The following is a 16636-nucleotide window of genomic DNA, read 5'->3' as shown; positions in this document are numbered from 1 at the left end:
GGTGAACAACGCAGAGACCAGCACAGACACCCCCCATGTCGTGATCTGCACCACCGGAGGCACGATCATGGCCTCCACGACCCCGGACGGGACCGTCCACGCGGGCGACTCCGAGGCGGCCGCGACCGCCATGATCGAGGGCTTGAAGTCCGTGATCCCGGACGAGATCCGCCTCAGCGTGCGGTCGGTGCTGGACGGCGATTCCTCCGCCTTCGGGCCTCGGGAATGGGACACCCTCCTCGATGCCGTGGCGGAAGTCCTCTCCGATGAGTCGGTGACCGGTGTGGTGATCGCCCACGGCACCGACTCGCTCGAGGAGACCGCGATGGCGCTGGACCTCCACCACCGCGATCCGCGCCCGATCGCCATCACCGGAGCCCAGCTCGCCGCCGACCACCCCGAGGCCGACGGCCCCGCGAACCTGCTAGACGCCGTCCTCCTGGCCGCGGACCCCGTCTCGCGGGAGCTGGGCGTGCTCGTGGTCCTCGGTCGCGCGATCCTGCAGGCCCGCGGGGTACGCAAGTGGCACACCACCGACCCCGTCGCCTTTGCCCGCAACTCCCCCGAACACCCCGTCGAGGGGCTGCCGCCCGAGCTGGAGCGTCCGCTGCTGGGCGGACGGGCCTCGTTCGCCGACGTCCGGGTCGACGTGGTGGCCTGCCCGCCGGGGTCCGACGCTGTGGCGCTGCGTGCCTGCGTCGAGGCCGGAGCCCGCGGACTCGTCCTCGAAGGCACGGGTTCCGGGAACCTGCCGCCGCTCGTCGCCGCGGCCGTGCGGGAGCTCGCCACCGAGCACCCCGATGTCGTGGTGGTGGCCGGTACCCGTGTCCCCCGCGGCGAGGCGGAACCGACGTACGGTGGCGCGGGCGGGGGCGCCGAACTCGCCAAGCTCGGCGTGCTCAGCTGCGGTTACCTCCGTTCCGGCCAGGCGCGCGTCCTGCTGGCCGCACTCCTGGGCACCACGGACGGCTCGGCCGACGAGGTCCGCCGCCGCTGGCAGCGCTTCCACCTCTACAGCTGACGAGGGCTACCACCCGAGGGAGTCCAGGGGGTCGGCCGGCTCGAGGTCCGGGTCGTCCTCAGCGAAGGTCCGCATCCGCCCCGGGCCGGTCGCGGCCGTCTCGAAACGGACCGACACCCTGCCGTGGCCGGCGCCCTGGACCCAGCCGTGTCCGAACTCGGGATGGGACACGTCGTCGCCGGTACCGAACCGCTCGCGTACTCCCTGCCGCCACGCTCCGATCGTCGGCACCGCGCCCGGTGTCTCCGACGCCCCCGCACCCGCGGCCTCCCTACCCGCGGCATCGGGCTCCCGCGGAGTATCGAGGTCGACCTGGTGGTCCGCGTCGACCGCGACGTGGGTGACGCCCATCCCGACGATATCGGGCAGGTCCTCGTCGTCGTCGACCCCGGGGTCACCACCGTGGCCACCACGGACACCAACGCCGAGACCACCACGGTGGTCCGGCACGAACTCCTGCTCGAACAACGCGTCCTGGTGGAACTCCGTCAGCCCCGACAGACTCACACCCAACAGTCGGATCGCCCCGAAATCCACCGGGTCCGGTGCCAACGAGCGCGCCACCGCGATGATCGTCTCCAGCGACGTGGTCCCCTCGTGGAGCGTGTACGAGCGTGTGATGGAGGTGAAGTCGCTGCGCCGCACCTTCACCGTCACGGTGCGGGCCGCCCTCCCGTCCGCGAGCAGCCGCCGGTGAGAACCCTCCGCGGACCGGCGGATCGCGGCGGCGACCTGCCCCGACGTGGTGAGGTCAGAGGCGAACGTGCTCTCCGCGCTGATCTGCTTGGCCTCGGCTCGAGGCTGGACCGGTCGGTCGTCATACCCCCGCGCGATCCGGGCGATCGCCGGGCCGACGGTCTTCCCGAGCGCCTGGGCGACGTCGTCGTCGTCCATCGCCGCCAGCTCCCCGATCGTCGTGATCCCGAACTGGGCGAGCCGCTCCCCCGCCACCGGTCCCACACCCCACAGGCTCCGTACCGGCAGCGGGTCCAGCTTCTCCGCGTGGTCCCGGCGCGAGACCACCGCGACCCCGTCCGGCTTGGCCAGTTCGGAGGCGATCTTCGCGTACTGCTTCCCCGCACCGGCCCCGACCGACGCCGGCAGACCCGTGGCCTGCCGGATCGCGGCCCGCAGCGCCTGCGCCCACTCGCGCGTGCGCTCGGCGGTCGCGCCGCGCAGCTCCGGCGGCTCGAGGAACGCCTCGTCCACCGACACCGCCTCGACCACCGGGGCGTGCTCGGCGAACACCTCGAACACCCGACGGCTCAACGCGCGGTACACGGCCATGCGCGGCGGCACGAAAACCGCCGACACGCCCACCAACCTGCGCGCCTGATGCGACGGCATGGCCGAGCGGGCACCGAACGCGCGCGCCTCGTACGACGCGCCCGCCACGACACCACGGCCCCCGGTCCCGCCGACCAACACCGGCCGACCCCGCAGGGTCGGCCGGGTCAGTTGTTCACACGATGCGAAGAACGCATCCATGTCCACGTGCAGGACCCACCGGTCCTGCCCGCTCCCCACGGCCGGGGTCCGATCAGACCCGAGCCAGCGTCACGCGTACGCCCTCGGCGAAGCCCAGCGCCTCACCGTCAGCGGGATCGAGCGCGTCCACCACGGCGAAATCGGTGGCCAGCACCTCACCCGCGATGAGCTCCGCGTGACGATCGGCCCACTCGCGACGTGCCGCGGGGACCTCCATGCGGACCCGGATCCGGTCGGAAATGTCGAAGCCGGACCGGCGACGCGCCTCCTGCAGCTCACGGATGCGATCCTTGGCCCAGCCCTCGGCCTCGAGCTCCTCGGTCACGACCAGGTCCAGCACCACCAGGCCTGCACCGCCGGGCAGCGCGGCCGTCGAGTCGGGGTCCGCAGCCACGAGACGGTGCTCGTACTCGCCCTCCTCGAGCGCGATGCCACCGGCGGTCACCACACCGTCCACCTCAGACCAGTCGCCGGACTTGGAGGCCTTGATACAGACCTGCACGTCCTTGCCCAGGCGCGGGCCGGCGGCGCGGGCGTTGACCGCCAGCTCCATCCGACCGTGCGCGGCGACATCGCTGGTGAGAACGACGTTTTTGACGTTGACCTCGTCCGCGATGATCCCGACGAACGGCTGGAGACGCTCCGCGTCCGGCATGGCGACGGTGAGCGAGGCGAGCGGCAGGCGCACGCGCAGCTGCTTGGCCTTACGCACCGAGGACACGGTCGAGCAGACGGTGCGGACGGCCTCCATAGCCTCCACGAGGGCCTCGTCGGAGGGGAGCTCGCCCTCGGCCGGCCAGTCGGTCAGGTGCACGGACTCCTCACCGGTGAGGCCGGTCCAGATCACCTCGGACATCAGCGGCAGCAGCGGGGCCGCCAGCCGCATGGTGGTCTCGAGCACGGTGTACAGGGTGTCGAACGCGTCGCGCGCGTCCCGGCCCGAGGCCTCGCCCGCCCAGAAGCGCGAGCGCGAGCGGCGCACGTACCAGTTGGTCAGGGCGTCCGCGAACAGGCGCAGTTCGTCGCACGCGGCGGCGATGTCGGTCGCGTCCAGCGCCACCGACATGGCATCGCGCGTCGAGGCCAGGCGCGCCAGGATGTAGCGGTCCAGCACGTGCTGCGAATCGGTGCGCCAGGTGGCGCGCTCGGCGGCGTACAGCTGGAAGAAGCTGTACGAGTTCCACAGCGGCAGCATGGCCTGACGCACGCCCTCGCGGATTCCCTGCTCGGTCACCACGAGGTTGCCGCCGCGCAGGATCGGCGAGCTCATGAGGAACCAGCGCATGGCGTCCGAGCCGTCGCGGGCGAACACCTCGTTGACGTCCGGGTAGTTGCCCTTGGACTTGCTCATCTTGAGCCCGTCGTTGCCCAGGACGATGCCGTGGGCGGCGACGTGCGTGAACGCCGGACGGTCGAACAGGGCCGTGGCCAGGACGTGCAGCGTGTAGAACCAGCCTCGAGTCTGGCCGTTGTACTCGACGATGAAGTCGCCCGGGAAGTGGGTCTCGAACCACTCCTTGTTCTCGAACGGGTAGTGGACCTGCGCGAACGGCATGGAGCCGGACTCGAACCAGCAGTCGAAGACGTCCGCCACGCGGCGCATGGTGGACTTGCCGGTCGGGTCGTCCGGGTTCGGGCGGGTCAGCTCGTCGATGTACGGACGGTGCAGGTCGGTGGGCCGCACGCCGAAGTCCCGCTCCAGCTCGTCCAGGGAGCCGTACACGTCCACGCGCGGGTAGGCCGGGTCGTCGGACTCCCACACGGGGATCGGCGCGCCCCAGTAGCGGTTGCGGTTGATGTTCCAGTCGCGGGCGCCCTCGAGCCACTTGCCGAACTGCCCGTCGCGGACGTGCTCGGGCATCCAGGTGATCTGCTCGCGGTTGAGCTCGACCATCCGGTCCCGGAACGCGGTGACCTTGACGAACCAGGCGGGCAGCGCCATGTAGATGAGCGGCTGCCCGGAGCGCCACGAGTGCGGGTAGGAGTGCTCGATGGTCTCGTGGCGGATCAGCTTCCCGGCGGCACGCAGGTCCCGCGAGATGGGCGTGTTGGCGTCAAAGACGAGCTGACCGGCGTACGGCGGCACCTCGGAGGTGAACTTGCCGTCCGGGCCGACCGGGATGACCAGCTCGATCCCCGCGGCGTCACAGGCGTCCTTGTCCTCCTCACCGAAGGCGGGCGCGAGGTGGACGATGCCGGTTCCGGATTCGGTCGAGACGTAGTCCGCGGACAGCACCACGTGCGCGCCCGGGTGTCCGGCGAAGAATTCGAACGGCGGGGTGTAGCGCAGGCCGACCAGGTCGGTGCCCTTGAGCGTGGCCACGACCTCGGCGTCGTCGCCGAACTCGGCGGCGTAGACCCCGCGGCGCGCCTCGGCCACGACGAAGGTCCGTCCGGCGAACTCACCGGAGTTGACCCGTACCACCACGTAGTCGATCTCGGGATGGACGGCGGCGGCGAGGTTGGACGGCAGGGTCCACGGCGTGGTGGTCCACACGAGCACCTCGGCCCCGTGGAGGGGACTGTCCTGCGGAGCTTCGAGCGGCAGTCCCACGGTGACGGCCGGGTCCTGCCGCATCTTGTAGGCGTCGTCCAGGCGGGTCTCCTGGTTGGACAGCGGCGTCTGCTCGTACCAGGAGTACGGGAGCACGCGGAACCCCTTGTAGACCAGGCCCTTGTCGTACAGCTGCTTGAACGCCCACAGGACCGATTCAGTGAAGTCGATGTCGAGCGTCTTGTAGTCGTTCTCGAAATCCACCCAGCGGGCCTGACGGTGGACGTAGGCCTCCCAGTCGTCGGTGTACTGCAGCACCGACTTCTTGCAGGCGGCGTTGAACTCGGCCAGGCCCATGTCGAGGATCTGGGACTTCTCGGTGATGCCCAACTGCTTCTCGGCCTCGAGCTCCGCCGGCAGTCCGTGGCAGTCCCAGCCGAAGCGGCGTTCGACCTTGTAGCCGCGCATGGTGCGGTAGCGCGGGATCACGTCCTTGACGTACCCGGTCAGCAGGTGTCCGTAGTGCGGGAGACCGTTGGCGAAGGGGGGTCCGTCGTAGAAGACGTACTCCTCGGCGTCGGCACGGCCGCGGATGGACTCGCGGAAGGTGTCCCGGTCATCCCAGCGGGCGAGGACGGTCTCCTCGAGCGCGGGGAACGACGGCGTCTGTGCCGTGGTGCCTCCGGTGAGGTCGACCATCGGGTACGCGCTTCCGGTGACGGCGGTGCCGCGGCTCTCGGTGCCCGGGGTCGCGGATTCGGTACTCATCTGGGCGGGACTCCTCGCGTACGGGGCCCGCACGAGTTCGCGTGTCGTGGGGCCGTCAGGCCTGCGCTCGGGGACGATCCGGGTGCGAGAAGCGCACCCGGCCGCGGTACCACCCCGTTTGACGACGACGACGTCGACGCCCACTCGTGGCTCGAGCTGTGACGGGCTCTCCCGTTCGGTTCTACTGGGCCGGCCCGAGATGAGGGCCGACTGTTCTTCCGAGCGCTCCCCGGTGATGGCCGGATCGATGCGCATCCGGCTCGGGGCCGGACGTCTGCAGATTCTACCCGTCGGTGCGGGCTTCGGTCTCGTCCGCCGCCACGGGGGCGTCGGACTCGCCTCTGCCGGGCCCGCGGATCAGGTCGATCAGGAGCAGGATCAGCCCCACGGCTCCGACTCCGATGCAGGCCCAGGCCCAGGCGATCTGTCCGGTGGCGACGGCGGCGACGAGAAAGGCGAAACCGAGGATCGTCAGGCCTAGTGCGGCGACGAGCATCGTTGCCTCCTGTGCGTCGCGTATCAGTTCGCTTCTCGAATATACGTCGACCCCCGCACCCTGGGCAGGGTCGGGGGTCGACGGGACATCTGCTCGGAAGACCTACTCTGCGGTATGGCCGCCGTCCTTCTTGTCGCTCTTGGCCGACACGGAGCCGACGTCGCCCGGGGCGGCAGGCGCCGAGGGGCCGTTCTTGCCGAGCTCAGAGAGCTGGTTCTCCAGGTAGCTGGTGAGCCGGCTGCGGTAGTCCTTCTCGAAGGTGCGCAGCTGGTCGATACGACCTTCGAGCACGCCACGCTGCTGGTTGATCGTGGCCATGATCTCGGTGTGCTTGCGCTCGGCGTCGGCCTGGAGGGCGTCAGCCTTGGTCTGCGCCTCCTTGATCTGCTGCTCGGACCGCGTCTGGGCGTCCTTGACGATGCCGTCGGATTTGGTCTTGGCCTCGCCGAGGATGCGGTCGGACTCCTTGCGGGCGTCGCTGACCATCTTCTCGGACTGGGTCTTGGCTTCGCCGACCAGACGGTCGGACTCGCCGCGGGCCTTGGACATGAGCCCGTCGGACTCCTTCTTGGCCTCGCCGGTGAGACGGTCGGCCATCTCCTGCGCCATGGCGAGCACGCGGGCGGCACGCATGTGCGTCTCGGGGTTCGCGGCGCCGGAGTCCTCCGACTTGGCGAGCGACGGGGTCGCGGCCGCGGCAGCGGGAGCTGCGGCGGGTGCGGCGGCACCGGCAGCCGGTGTGGCAGCGGCGGCCTTGCTCGCGCCCGAGTCGGACTCGCTCTTGTCGCCCTTGTCCGACGACTTGCGCGCCTTCTCGAGGTCCTTGCTCAACTCGTCCACCCGATGACGGAGATCCTCGTTCTCTCCGACGAGCTCGGCGAGCTCCTTCTCGACCAGGTCGAGGAACTGGTCGACCTCGTCCTCGTTGTAGCCGCGCTTACCGATCGGCGGCTTGGAGAACGCGACGTTGTGCACATCGGCTGGCGTCAACGGCATGGGATACCCCTCGTGGTCGTCTCGGGTGCCGGCTCGGCGTTTCCACGCCGTGCCCACGACATCATTACTACCTTAACGCGTGCCAATCTAGTCACAATCGGCTCGCGCGTCACCATGACCCCGCGAACGCGGGTCAGGCGACAGTGATCATCAGGTACCGCAGGATCATCTGGATCACGATGATGATCACGAACAGTACGAGTACGGACAGATCGAGTGAGACCTGCCCCAAACGGACCGGCTTGATCACTTTCCGGAGCGCCTTGACCGGCGGGTCCGTGATGGTGAACAGCCACTCCAGGATCACCGCGACGAAGCCCCGGGGGTTCCACCCCCGGGAGAAGGACGCGATCATCTCCACGACGATCCGGGCCAGCAGCAGGTACCAGAAGATCTGGGTGGCGATATAGAGGATTACGAGGAATTCACGCACGTCCCAACCCTACTGTGCCCCGGTCCGACCGGGTCGGCCGGTGGGGGTCAGCGACGGAACGCGCCGTTGACGGCGTCACGGACCTCGGCCTCGGTGAGATCCATGCCAGCGGGCTGCAGGAGGAAGGTGCGCTCGCGGTCGGCGACCTTCTCCATCCGTCCGTCGAGTCCGAACACCAGTCCGGCGGCGAAATCCACCATGCGGCGGGCATCGGGGCCGGCCATGGTCGACAGGTCCAGCACCACGGCGCGGCCGGCGCGGAAGTGCTCTCCGAGGCTCTTGCCGTCACCGAAGCCCCGAGGGCGCTCAACAACGGTCTCGGGAACGGTGACGAGTCCGTCCTCGACGAACTCCTCCTCGGGGGCGAGCGCGACGGCTCCGCGCGTGGTGGGCACACCGCGCAGCGAGGCACGGGCCCCGGCCTCGGCGGCGTGGTAGCGGCGGGGTCGCGGGGCCGCGTCGTCGGCCATGGCGCGACGCGGCGCCTCAGGGGCGTCCATCTCGTCCAGGCGGGGGCGCCCGACGGGCTCCTCGGCGTAGCGATCGGCGGCGTAGCCGTAGTCGTCCCGACGGTCCCGGCCGACCGGTCCCGGATCATCCATCTCGTGCAGGGACCGGGCCCCACGGACGTCGTGGTGCACGGGGCGGTCGTAGTCGTCCAGGTACTCGTCCTCGTACGCCGTGACGGGCGCCATTCCGAAGTACTCCTTGAACCGGGCGATTGCGCTCATCTTCCGGGACCTTCCTGGTAACGGGGTCGTCGCGGTCTGTTGTCGCGGAAGGACTCCCCCGCGAGGTCGGATATCAAATTACTGGTCGCGGGCCGAGGATCGCCGTTCCGACACGCACACAGGTGGAACCCGCGGCGATCGCGTCCTCGATGTCCCCGGACATCCCCGCCGAGAACTCTGTGGCGCCGGGATGCGCGGCCCGCAGACCTGCGGCGACCTCGGCGGCATCGGCGAAATGCACGGCCGGATCCCCCTCGAGCGGGGGGACCACCATGAGGCCGGCAAGGGTGAGGTGCTCCAGTTCCGCCACGTGGTCGGCCAGCGCGTGCAGGTTCTCACGCGCCACCCCGCCGCGGGAGGTGTCGCCGTCGAGGCTCAGCTGCAGGAGGACGGGCAGTGGAGCCAGTTCTCTGGTCGACGCCGTCTCCTCCGCCCGCCGGGCGCGCCCACGATCGAGCCCGTTGGCGACCTTGACCGAGTGCACGGAGTGGACGCGGTCGGCCCATCGCGCGATGGAGGCGGCCTTGTTGGACTGGATGGTGCCGATCATGTTCCAGCGGAGTGTCGCGGCGAGCCCGGCGTCGGTGGTCTCGAACTCGGCGGCCTTGGCGGCCGCCTCCTGGACACGGTTCTCCCCCACGTCGCGCACCCCGAGGCGCGCGAGGCGGATCACGTCGTCGAGGGGGTGGAACTTGGTAACGACGACGAGGTCGACCTCCTCTGTCCGGCCGGCGGCCGCCCGGGCCGCGTCCAGTCGTTCGCGGGTCGCGTGAAGGCGCTCCGCCAGTTCCTCTGTCCGGGGGTCAGTTGTCCGGGGGTCAGTCACGGTGACCTGCTGATTCGCCGACAGTGTGCTGCATGAGACGTAACCTATCGGGCAGGCGCTACTCGCGCCAGATCACCGACGCCAGGCGCCCGGTCCGGCCCTCGCGCCGGTACGAGAACAGGGACTCGTCGGCGATGGTGCACCGCGGGTCCGAGTCGACCTGCGTCACGCCCAGTCCGTGGAGTTGGCGGGTCAGTCCCCGGCGCAGGTCCACCCCGGCGGTCCCGCCGACTGTGCGGGCGCGACTGCCGGGAAGGGCATCCTCGACCTCGTCGACCATCTCGTCCGGGAGCTCGTAGTGCTCTCCGGCCGCGGCCGGTCCGAGGAGGATGGTGATCTGTTCGGGTCGGGCTCCGAGCGAGGTCATGGCCCCGATGAGGTTCGGGACGATCCCGCCCACCGCGCCGACCCGTCCTGCGTGCACGGCCCCGATCACCCCGGCCTCGGAGTCCGCTGCCAGCACGGGCACGCAGTCGGCCGTGAGGACGGCCAGCGCCAGGCCGGGCCTGTCCGTCACCAGGCCGTCGGTGGCGGGGACGGGCCCGCCCGTCGCCCGGCTCACGCGGGCGATGCGGGTTCCGTGGACCTGGTCCATCCACACGATGTCGGTGGCTGGCAGCCCCAACCGCCGCGCCAGGCGCGCCCGGTTCGCGGCGACCGCCGCGGGGGCGTCGCCGACGTGGTCGCCGAGGTTGAACGAGTCGAAATCACCGGAGGACGCGCCGCCGCGGCGGTCGGTGACCACCCGGCGGACGCGTCCTGTTCCGCGTGAGGGCATCCGTCAGTGCCGCATGAACGGCGGGACGTCGATGTCGTCGTCCTCGTCGCGACGGCGGGACGAGGACGAGCCGGAGCTCGCCGGGGCGTCGGTGTACGCCGGCTCCTCGCGACGACCCCCGCCGAGGGGCGTCGAGCCGAGCTCGGACGCTCCGCCGGTCTCCCCGGAAGCGCCGGGCACGGAGTCGTCGTCGAGGTGATGACGACCGCGGCGCGGCGCGGCACCACCGGCGGTGACCGGACGCGAACCGCCCTCGAAGCCCGCGGCGATGACGGTCACGCGGACCTCGTCGCCCAGCGAGTCGTCCACGACGGTGCCGAAGATGATGTTGGCGTCGGGGTGCGCTTCCTCCTGGACCAGCGAGGCGGCCTCGTTGATCTCGAACAGGCCCAGGTCGCTCCCGCCGGCGATGGACATGAGCACGCCCTTGGCGCCCTCCATCGTGGTCTCGAGCAGCGGCGAGTTGATCGCGGCCTCGGCGGCCTTGAACGCGCGGCCCTCGCCTCGGGAGGAACCGATGCCCATGAGCGCGCTGCCGGCGCCGGACATGACGCCCTTGACGTCGGCGAAGTCCACGTTGATCACGCCGGGGGTGGTGATGAGGTCGGTGATGCCCTGGACACCGTTGAGGAGGACCTCGTCGGCGGTCTTGAAGGCCTCCATCATCGACACGCCCGCGTCGCCGAGCTGCAACAGCCGGTCATTGGGGATGACGATGAGCGTGTCGCAGGCCTCGCGGAGCTGGTCGATGCCGGAGTCCGCCTGGCCGCCGCGGCGCTTGCCCTCGAACGAGAACGGGCGGGTGACCACGCCGACGGTCAGTGCGCCGAGCTTGCGGGCGATCGCCGCAACCACGGGTGCGCCGCCGGTGCCGGTGCCGCCGCCCTCGCCGGCGGTGACGAACACCATGTCGGCACCCTTGAGGACCTCTTCGATCTCGTCCTTGTGATCTTCGGCGGCCTTGCGACCGACCTCCGGATCCGCGCCGGCGCCGAGCCCGCGTGTGAGTTCGCGCCCGACGTCGAGCTTGACGTCCGCATCGGACATGAGCAGGGCCTGCGCGTCGGTGTTCACGGCGATGAACTCGACGCCCTTGAGTCCCTCGTCGATCATCCGGTTCACGGCGTTGACGCCGCCGCCCCCGATGCCGACGACCTTGATGACTGCGAGGTAGTTGTGCGGTGAGCTCATCGAGGCCCGGCCTTCCTTGTGGGTGTCGTGCTCGGTTGCATGCTGTCGTGACGAAAGTTCCGTGGACCTAAAGTCTCACCCTCTAGTTGAGGGTTAAACTTGCAGGTCAGAGGCCGTTTCCGCCTTCGGATCACACCGTAGGGGCAGCGACCCCGTGCGTCCATGAACCGCGCGGGCGTGTCGTGTCGTGACGCTTGCGGAAAGTGTGTGCCTCGGCCTTACCGGACGACGCCCCGTCGTGGCCTTCTCTTCACCGGGACAGGCGAGACGTGTACGCCACCGTGCCTAGCGGGAGGTGGGCAGCGCCGGGTTCGAGACGTTCCAGGTCTGCCCGGGCTGGGTGAGCACCATCTCCAGGGCGACCGCCTTCTCGTGGTCGCGGCCGGCCGCGCCCCACTCCACGACCCGTCCATCGCCGAGCGTCAACTCGATCGACGCCGGGGTCTCGACGTGCACTGACGCGATCTCCTGTCGGGCGGTGCCGCGCACCTCCTCGAAGACTCCGGCGAGTTCACGCACGATCGACGGCAGACTCGACCGGGCCTCTTCCCCGACCGTCAGTGTCGGGGTTCCCGGTGGGACTTCGCCGGGACCGAAGTCGACACCCGCGGCGTCGACGAGATGGGCCGCTCCGTCAACGTCCACCACCACGAGCGCGGTGCGCTCGACCAGCTCGATCCGCAGTGCGGACGGGTAGTCACGCTTGACCGTCACCTGGTCGACACGCGGGATCCCCGCCACGCGGCGCGCGACGGAGTGCGTGTCTACCTGCAGCAGCGGCGTGCCGGGAACCACCGCGGCCCGTTCGATGACGAGATCCGACGGGATGGTCTGCGGTCCGTTGACCTTGACCTCGCGCACCGCGAACACGGGCAGGAAGTACAGCGCGATGTAGCCGACGAGCATGACGACCAGTGCCACGCCGAGCCCGACGTAGATGCGGTTGGTGCGGCGGCGTCGCCGTCGGAGCCTGGCACGCACCGCCGGATCGGAGTGTCGAACGCGTGCGTCGGACTCCCGGACCGTCACCGCGTCGAGGCGGCGGTCCGGGTCGTCGGTCACCGGAGTCGACTGCTGCTCGTCGGTCCGGTCGTCGTCGCTGGTCAACGCCCGCTCCTGTCCACGATCAGTGTCCGCTCCCGGCCGTGTCTACGCCGGCGACTATGCGGGGGCCGAGCGTGGTGATGTCACCGGCACCCAGCGTGAACACCACGTCGCCCGGCTCGATCATCCCGGTCACCACCTCGAGCGCGGTGTCCAGGTCGCTCGCCCTGTCCACGGGCGAGGTGACGTGACGGGTGATGAGCCCCGCGTCGACCCCCGGCTCGGGCTGCTCGCGGGCACCGTAGACCTCGAGCACCACGACGCGGTCCGCCAGGGACAGCGCCGCGGCGAACTCCTCGGCGAAGATCCGGGTGCGCGAGTACAGGTGCGGCTGGAACACGGCGACCAGCCGGCCACCGTCGGCCTCCACGATCTCCCGCGCCGCACCGAGAACCGCGCTGACCTCGGTGGGATGGTGAGCGTAGTCGTCGAAGACGCGGACAGATCCCCCGTCGAGCGCGATCTCGCCCTTGGGCTCGAAGCGGCGGCCGACTCCCCCGAACCCGGACAGCCCGGCCAGGAACCCGTCGAGGTCGAATGCGTCGGTGCCGGCGACCTCCCGGGCCGCGAGCAGTGCGGCCACCGAGTTGAGCACCATGTGCTCACCCGGGGTACCGACGTGCATCGTCGTGCGGGTCCGGCCGTCGAGTGTGAGCTGCGCACGCGTGCCGTCGGCGTCGACGACCACGTCGGCGAGCTCGGCCACCACCGGCAGGTCGTTCTCCGGACCGGTCACGGTGCGGTATCCCACCACCCGCACACCCCGGGCGGCGGCCCGGCGGGCGCGCTCGGCGGATCCCTCGTCGTCGAGGCAGGCCACGAGGGCGCCGGTGGCGGGGATCCGCGCGAGGAACGTGTCGAACACCTCGAAGTAGGCTTCGGCGGTGCCGAAATGGTCAAGGTGATCGGGCTCGGCGTTGGTGAGGATCACCACGTCGGGCTCGTAGTGCACCAGGGATCCGTCGGACTCGTCGGCCTCTGCCACGAACACCGGATCCGCGCCGCCGCGCGCGTTGGTCCCGAACTGCAGCACCATCCCGCCCACGGCGAAGGACGGGTCGGAACCGGCGGCCGTCATGCCGGCGATGAGCATCGAGGTGGTGGACGTCTTTCCGTGGGTGCCGCAGACCATGATCGACCGACCGGCCCGCGCCAGGTGACCCAGGACCTGCGAGCGGGTGACAACGGGGATGCCGGAGTCACGGGCCGCGACCAGCTCGGGGTTATCGGCGGGGATCGCGGCCTTGGAGACCACGACGATCTCGGGCGCGGCCCCCGCGGCGTGCAGCGCATCGGCGTGGTGCCCCACCCGGACGACCGCGCCGTGTGCCTCGAGGGACCGCAACTCGTCGGAATCACGCGCGTCGCTGCCGGAGACCGCGGCGCCGTGGTCCAGCAGGATCCGTGCGACGGCGGACATGCCCGCGCCGCCGATCCCGATCATATGGACGCGGGTCAGCGTCTCGGGGACATCGGCCTGGGGTTCAGGGCGTGCGGTCACCGGGTGTCCTTTCCTGCGGCGTCGAGCGCGGCACGCGCCACGACCTCGGCCGCGTCCCGGGAGCCGCCGCTGACGGCGGCCGCGGACATCGTCTCCAACCGTCCGCGGTCGAGCGCGAGCGGGAGCACCTGCGTGCGCAGGTAGTCGGCGTTCAGGTCGGCGTCGTCGACCATCATCGCGGCGCCCCCGGCGACGAGGTCGCGGGCGTTGAGGGCCTGCTCCCCGTTGCCGTGCGGAAGCGGCACGAACACCGCGGGGAGCCCGACCGCGGAGACCTCCGCGACGGTGATCGCGCCGGACCGGCACACGATGAGATCCGCCGCGGCATAGGCCAGGTCCATGCGGTCCAGGTAGGGCACGGTGACGTATGGTGCGCCCCCGCCGGAGACGACCGGCGCGTCGTCGACGTTCTTGGGGCCCACGGCGTGGAGCACGGCGACGCCCGCACGGGAGAACTCCTCGGCGACCCCGCCCATCGCCGAGTTGAGCGAGCGGGCCCCCTGGGATCCACCGACCACCAGGATGGTCGGCGCCGCCGGGTCCAGGCCGAAGGTGCGGCGGGCCTCCTCACGCAGTGCGGGCCGGTCGAGGGCGGCCACCGCCCGCTTGACCGGATTGCCCACGACGCGCGCGTCGAGTCCGGAACCGGTGACCGCCGCGAGGGTCGCCACCGCGAAGCGCGCGCCGAGTTTGTTGGCGATCCCCGCACGGGCGTTGGCCTCGTGGACCACGACCGGGACCTTCCGGCCACGCCCGGCCAGCGGACCGGCGGCGAGGTAGACGGGGACACAGGCGTACCCGCCGAAGCCCACCACGACGTCGGCCTCGGTCCGGGCCAGCACGGCGCGGGCCCCACGGATCGCCCGCAGCAGGCGACCGGGGAGGCGGAACAGGTCCCCGTTGATCCGTCGCGGGAGCGGGACCGGGTCGACGAGTTCGAGCGGCACACCGCGCTTGGGCACGATCTCGGTCTCGAGGCCGCGCGGGGTCCCGACGGCGGTGACCCGGGCACGCGGGTCGAGCGCGGTGACGGCCTCCCCCACGGCGAGTGCGGGTTCGATGTGACCGGCCGTTCCGCCGCCCACCACCAGGACCGACGGTCCGTGGCTCTTCTCGGTCATCTCTGTCTACCTCGGTGGATCGGACGGGGTCGCGGCGTTCCCGGGTTCTGTCTGGTGCCGGGGTCGGGCGCGGTGCGGCGTGGCTGGCGCCGTTCGGCCTCGCGGCCCCGGACCGGACGCGCGGTGCGACCTGTCATGGCGGTGGCTCCCTGCCGCCGGTCGCGAGCGACATCGGCCGGGATCGGCATGGTCTCGTACGCCGGGGTCCGCGGGTCGGTGCGGTTCGGACGCGGCACCGGTGCCGGCTGGGCCGTGCGTCGGCCGCCCTTCTGCGGGCGGGACGGGGGAACGCCCTGGGATCCGCGTGTGACGGGCTCGCCGTAGCGACGGGTCCCCTCGCTGGAGCGGCCGGGTGCCGCCGAGGCCGGCACGGGCCGCTCGGGGGTGTAGGGCTTCGGGTCCGGGAGCGAGTACCAGCGACGACGACGCTGGGGCGAGCTGAGGATCGCCGAGATCGCCTCGGGCTCGTGCCGCGCGCAGTTGGCGAGCAGTCCCAGTGAGGTCAGCGTGACCACCGCGGACGTACCGCCGTTGGAGATGAGCGGCAGCTGCAGGCCCGTGACGGGCAGCAGACCCACCACGTAGCCGATGTTGATGAACGCCTGCAGGACGATCGTGGCGGTGATGGTGCCCGCGAGCAGCCGGCGGAACGGGTCGACGGACTGTGTCGCGATGCGCATTCCCACCCAGCCGAGGACCAAGTAGAGCAGTGCCACGACGGTGGCGCCGACCCACCCGAGCTCCTCGCCGATGATCGCGAAGATGAAGTCGTTCGTCGCCTCGGGCAGGTAGAACCACTTGGCGCTCGACTGCCCCAGTCCGACGCCGAAGAGTCCGCCGTCGGCGAGCGAGAGCATGCCCTGGTACGACTGGTACGCCGCGCCCTGGGGGTTGGAGAAGTCCCCTCGCACGGTGTCGATGTACGTGAGGATCCGCTCGGAGCGGTACGCGAACATCGAGGCGAAGACGCCGAACAGCACGATGCCGAACACGATCACCAGAAGGAAGTGCCGCGCCGGGTACCCGGCGAACCACAGGATGCACAGGAACGCGATGGTCACGGCCGTGGTCATGCCCATATCGGGGGCCACGAGGATGAGCCCGGCGACCACGGCCCAGCCGACGATGGCCGGGAAGAGCAGATCCAACCAGTACCCGGTCCGCATCCGCTTGGCGACCACGGACGACGCCCAGATCATGAAGGCCAGCTTGGCGATCTCCGCCGGCTGGATCGAGAAGAAGCCGAGGTTGATCCAGCCGCGCGAGCCGTTGACCGGGGCGGTGAACAGGACCACGACCAACAGGACGGTCGACACCCCGAGCAACGGCAGTGCCATCGAGCGCAGCAGCTCGAACCGCATCCGCAGGGCCAGTGCGAAGCCGACCCAACCGATGGTCACGAACATCGCCTGACGCAGGAAGATGTCGAACGGCGTACCACCGCCGGAGAAGGCAAGCACGTTGGAGCTGGAGAGCACCATGCCCAGACCGATGACGGTGAGCAGGGCGGTGATCACCATGACGACGTGGTACGAGGTCAGGGGTGCACGGTTGATCGCCACCAGGGGTGCGGCGATCCGCCCGAGCAGGTCGGGACGGGCGGGAGCGGCGTCGGACCGTGACGCGGTCGTCGCACCGGGGTCGGACGCGGGTCGCCCCGAACGGCGGGCCCGATCTTCGGATGCCAT

13 protein-coding genes and 1 pseudogene are annotated in these 16636 nt (G+C 70.6%); 1 reads left to right on the top strand and 13 read right to left on the bottom strand.

The annotated features are described in order from the left end of the window. Position 1: 1 nt before the first annotated feature. Positions 2 to 1021 (top strand): asparaginase, encoded by a 1020-nt coding sequence (locus OPF83_RS03935; protein WP_264885898.1) that lies wholly within the window; start codon positions 2 to 4, stop codon positions 1019 to 1021. Between the two features lie 6 nt (positions 1022 to 1027). Here OPF83_RS03935 and OPF83_RS03930 read toward each other — a convergent pair whose 3' ends face one another. From OPF83_RS03930 to OPF83_RS03870, 13 genes and pseudogenes are all read right to left on the bottom strand, one after another. Further along, entirely contained in the window at positions 1028 to 2548 is a 1521-nt protein-coding gene (locus OPF83_RS03930; RefSeq protein WP_264885897.1) for a DNA polymerase IV, read from the bottom strand. 142 nt (positions 2549 to 2690) lie between these two features. Beyond that, positions 2691 to 5702, bottom strand: a pseudogene (gene ileS / locus OPF83_RS03925) (isoleucine--tRNA ligase); the annotation flags it as partial. A gap of 352 nt (positions 5703 to 6054) precedes the next feature. Beyond that, positions 6055 to 6267 carry a hypothetical protein gene (locus OPF83_RS03920; protein ID WP_264885896.1) on the bottom strand — a complete coding sequence of 71 codons (213 nt, stop codon included), beginning with the start codon at positions 6265 to 6267 and terminating at the stop codon, positions 6055 to 6057. 102 nt (positions 6268 to 6369) lie between these two features. Beyond that, the gene (locus tag OPF83_RS03915) at positions 6370 to 7263 is read right to left on the bottom strand and encodes a DivIVA domain-containing protein (RefSeq protein WP_264885895.1); all 894 of its coding nucleotides are present in this window, start codon (positions 7261 to 7263) and stop codon (positions 6370 to 6372) included. A gap of 133 nt (positions 7264 to 7396) precedes the next feature. After that, a complete protein-coding gene (locus OPF83_RS03910) occupies positions 7397 to 7696 on the bottom strand; it encodes a YggT family protein (protein ID WP_264885894.1) in 300 nt (99 codons plus the stop codon). Between the two features lie 47 nt (positions 7697 to 7743). Next, positions 7744 to 8427 (bottom strand): cell division protein SepF, encoded by a 684-nt coding sequence (locus OPF83_RS03905; protein WP_264885893.1) that lies wholly within the window; start codon positions 8425 to 8427, stop codon positions 7744 to 7746. Positions 8428 to 8500: 73 nt separating this feature from the next. After that, positions 8501 to 9253, bottom strand: coding sequence for a YggS family pyridoxal phosphate-dependent enzyme (locus OPF83_RS03900; protein WP_264885892.1), 753 nt, complete (start codon positions 9251 to 9253; stop codon positions 8501 to 8503). 58 nt (positions 9254 to 9311) lie between these two features. Then, positions 9312 to 10031: a peptidoglycan editing factor PgeF gene (pgeF, locus tag OPF83_RS03895; protein ID WP_264885891.1), complete on the bottom strand. Its 720-nt coding sequence runs from the start codon at positions 10029 to 10031 to the stop codon at positions 9312 to 9314. A 3-nt stretch (positions 10032 to 10034) separates the two neighbouring features. Beyond that, complete coding sequence (ftsZ, locus tag OPF83_RS03890) at positions 10035 to 11222, bottom strand: cell division protein FtsZ (RefSeq protein ID WP_264885890.1); 1188 nt, start codon at positions 11220 to 11222, stop codon at positions 10035 to 10037. A gap of 285 nt (positions 11223 to 11507) precedes the next feature. Continuing rightward, a complete protein-coding gene (locus tag OPF83_RS03885) occupies positions 11508 to 12329 on the bottom strand; it encodes a cell division protein FtsQ/DivIB (protein ID WP_264885889.1) in 822 nt (273 codons plus the stop codon). A gap of 19 nt (positions 12330 to 12348) precedes the next feature. After that, positions 12349 to 13770, bottom strand: a complete 1422-nt coding sequence (gene murC, locus OPF83_RS03880) for a UDP-N-acetylmuramate--L-alanine ligase (protein ID WP_264885985.1) — start codon at positions 13768 to 13770, stop codon at positions 12349 to 12351. A 53-nt stretch (positions 13771 to 13823) separates the two neighbouring features. Continuing rightward, positions 13824 to 14948 (bottom strand): undecaprenyldiphospho-muramoylpentapeptide beta-N-acetylglucosaminyltransferase, encoded by a 1125-nt coding sequence (gene murG, locus OPF83_RS03875; RefSeq protein WP_264885888.1) that lies wholly within the window; start codon positions 14946 to 14948, stop codon positions 13824 to 13826. Next, entirely contained in the window at positions 14945 to 16636 is a 1692-nt protein-coding gene (locus tag OPF83_RS03870; protein WP_264885887.1) for an FtsW/RodA/SpoVE family cell cycle protein, read from the bottom strand. Before OPF83_RS03870 ends, murG begins: the two co-directional genes overlap by 4 nt.

The sequence above is a fragment of the Dietzia sp. NCCP-2495 genome (assembly GCF_026011735.1).
Classification (GTDB): Bacteria; Actinomycetota; Actinomycetes; order Mycobacteriales; family Mycobacteriaceae; genus Dietzia.
The sequence above is the reverse complement of the archived record's forward strand: the minus strand, read 5'-3'. Positions and strand labels throughout refer to the sequence as shown.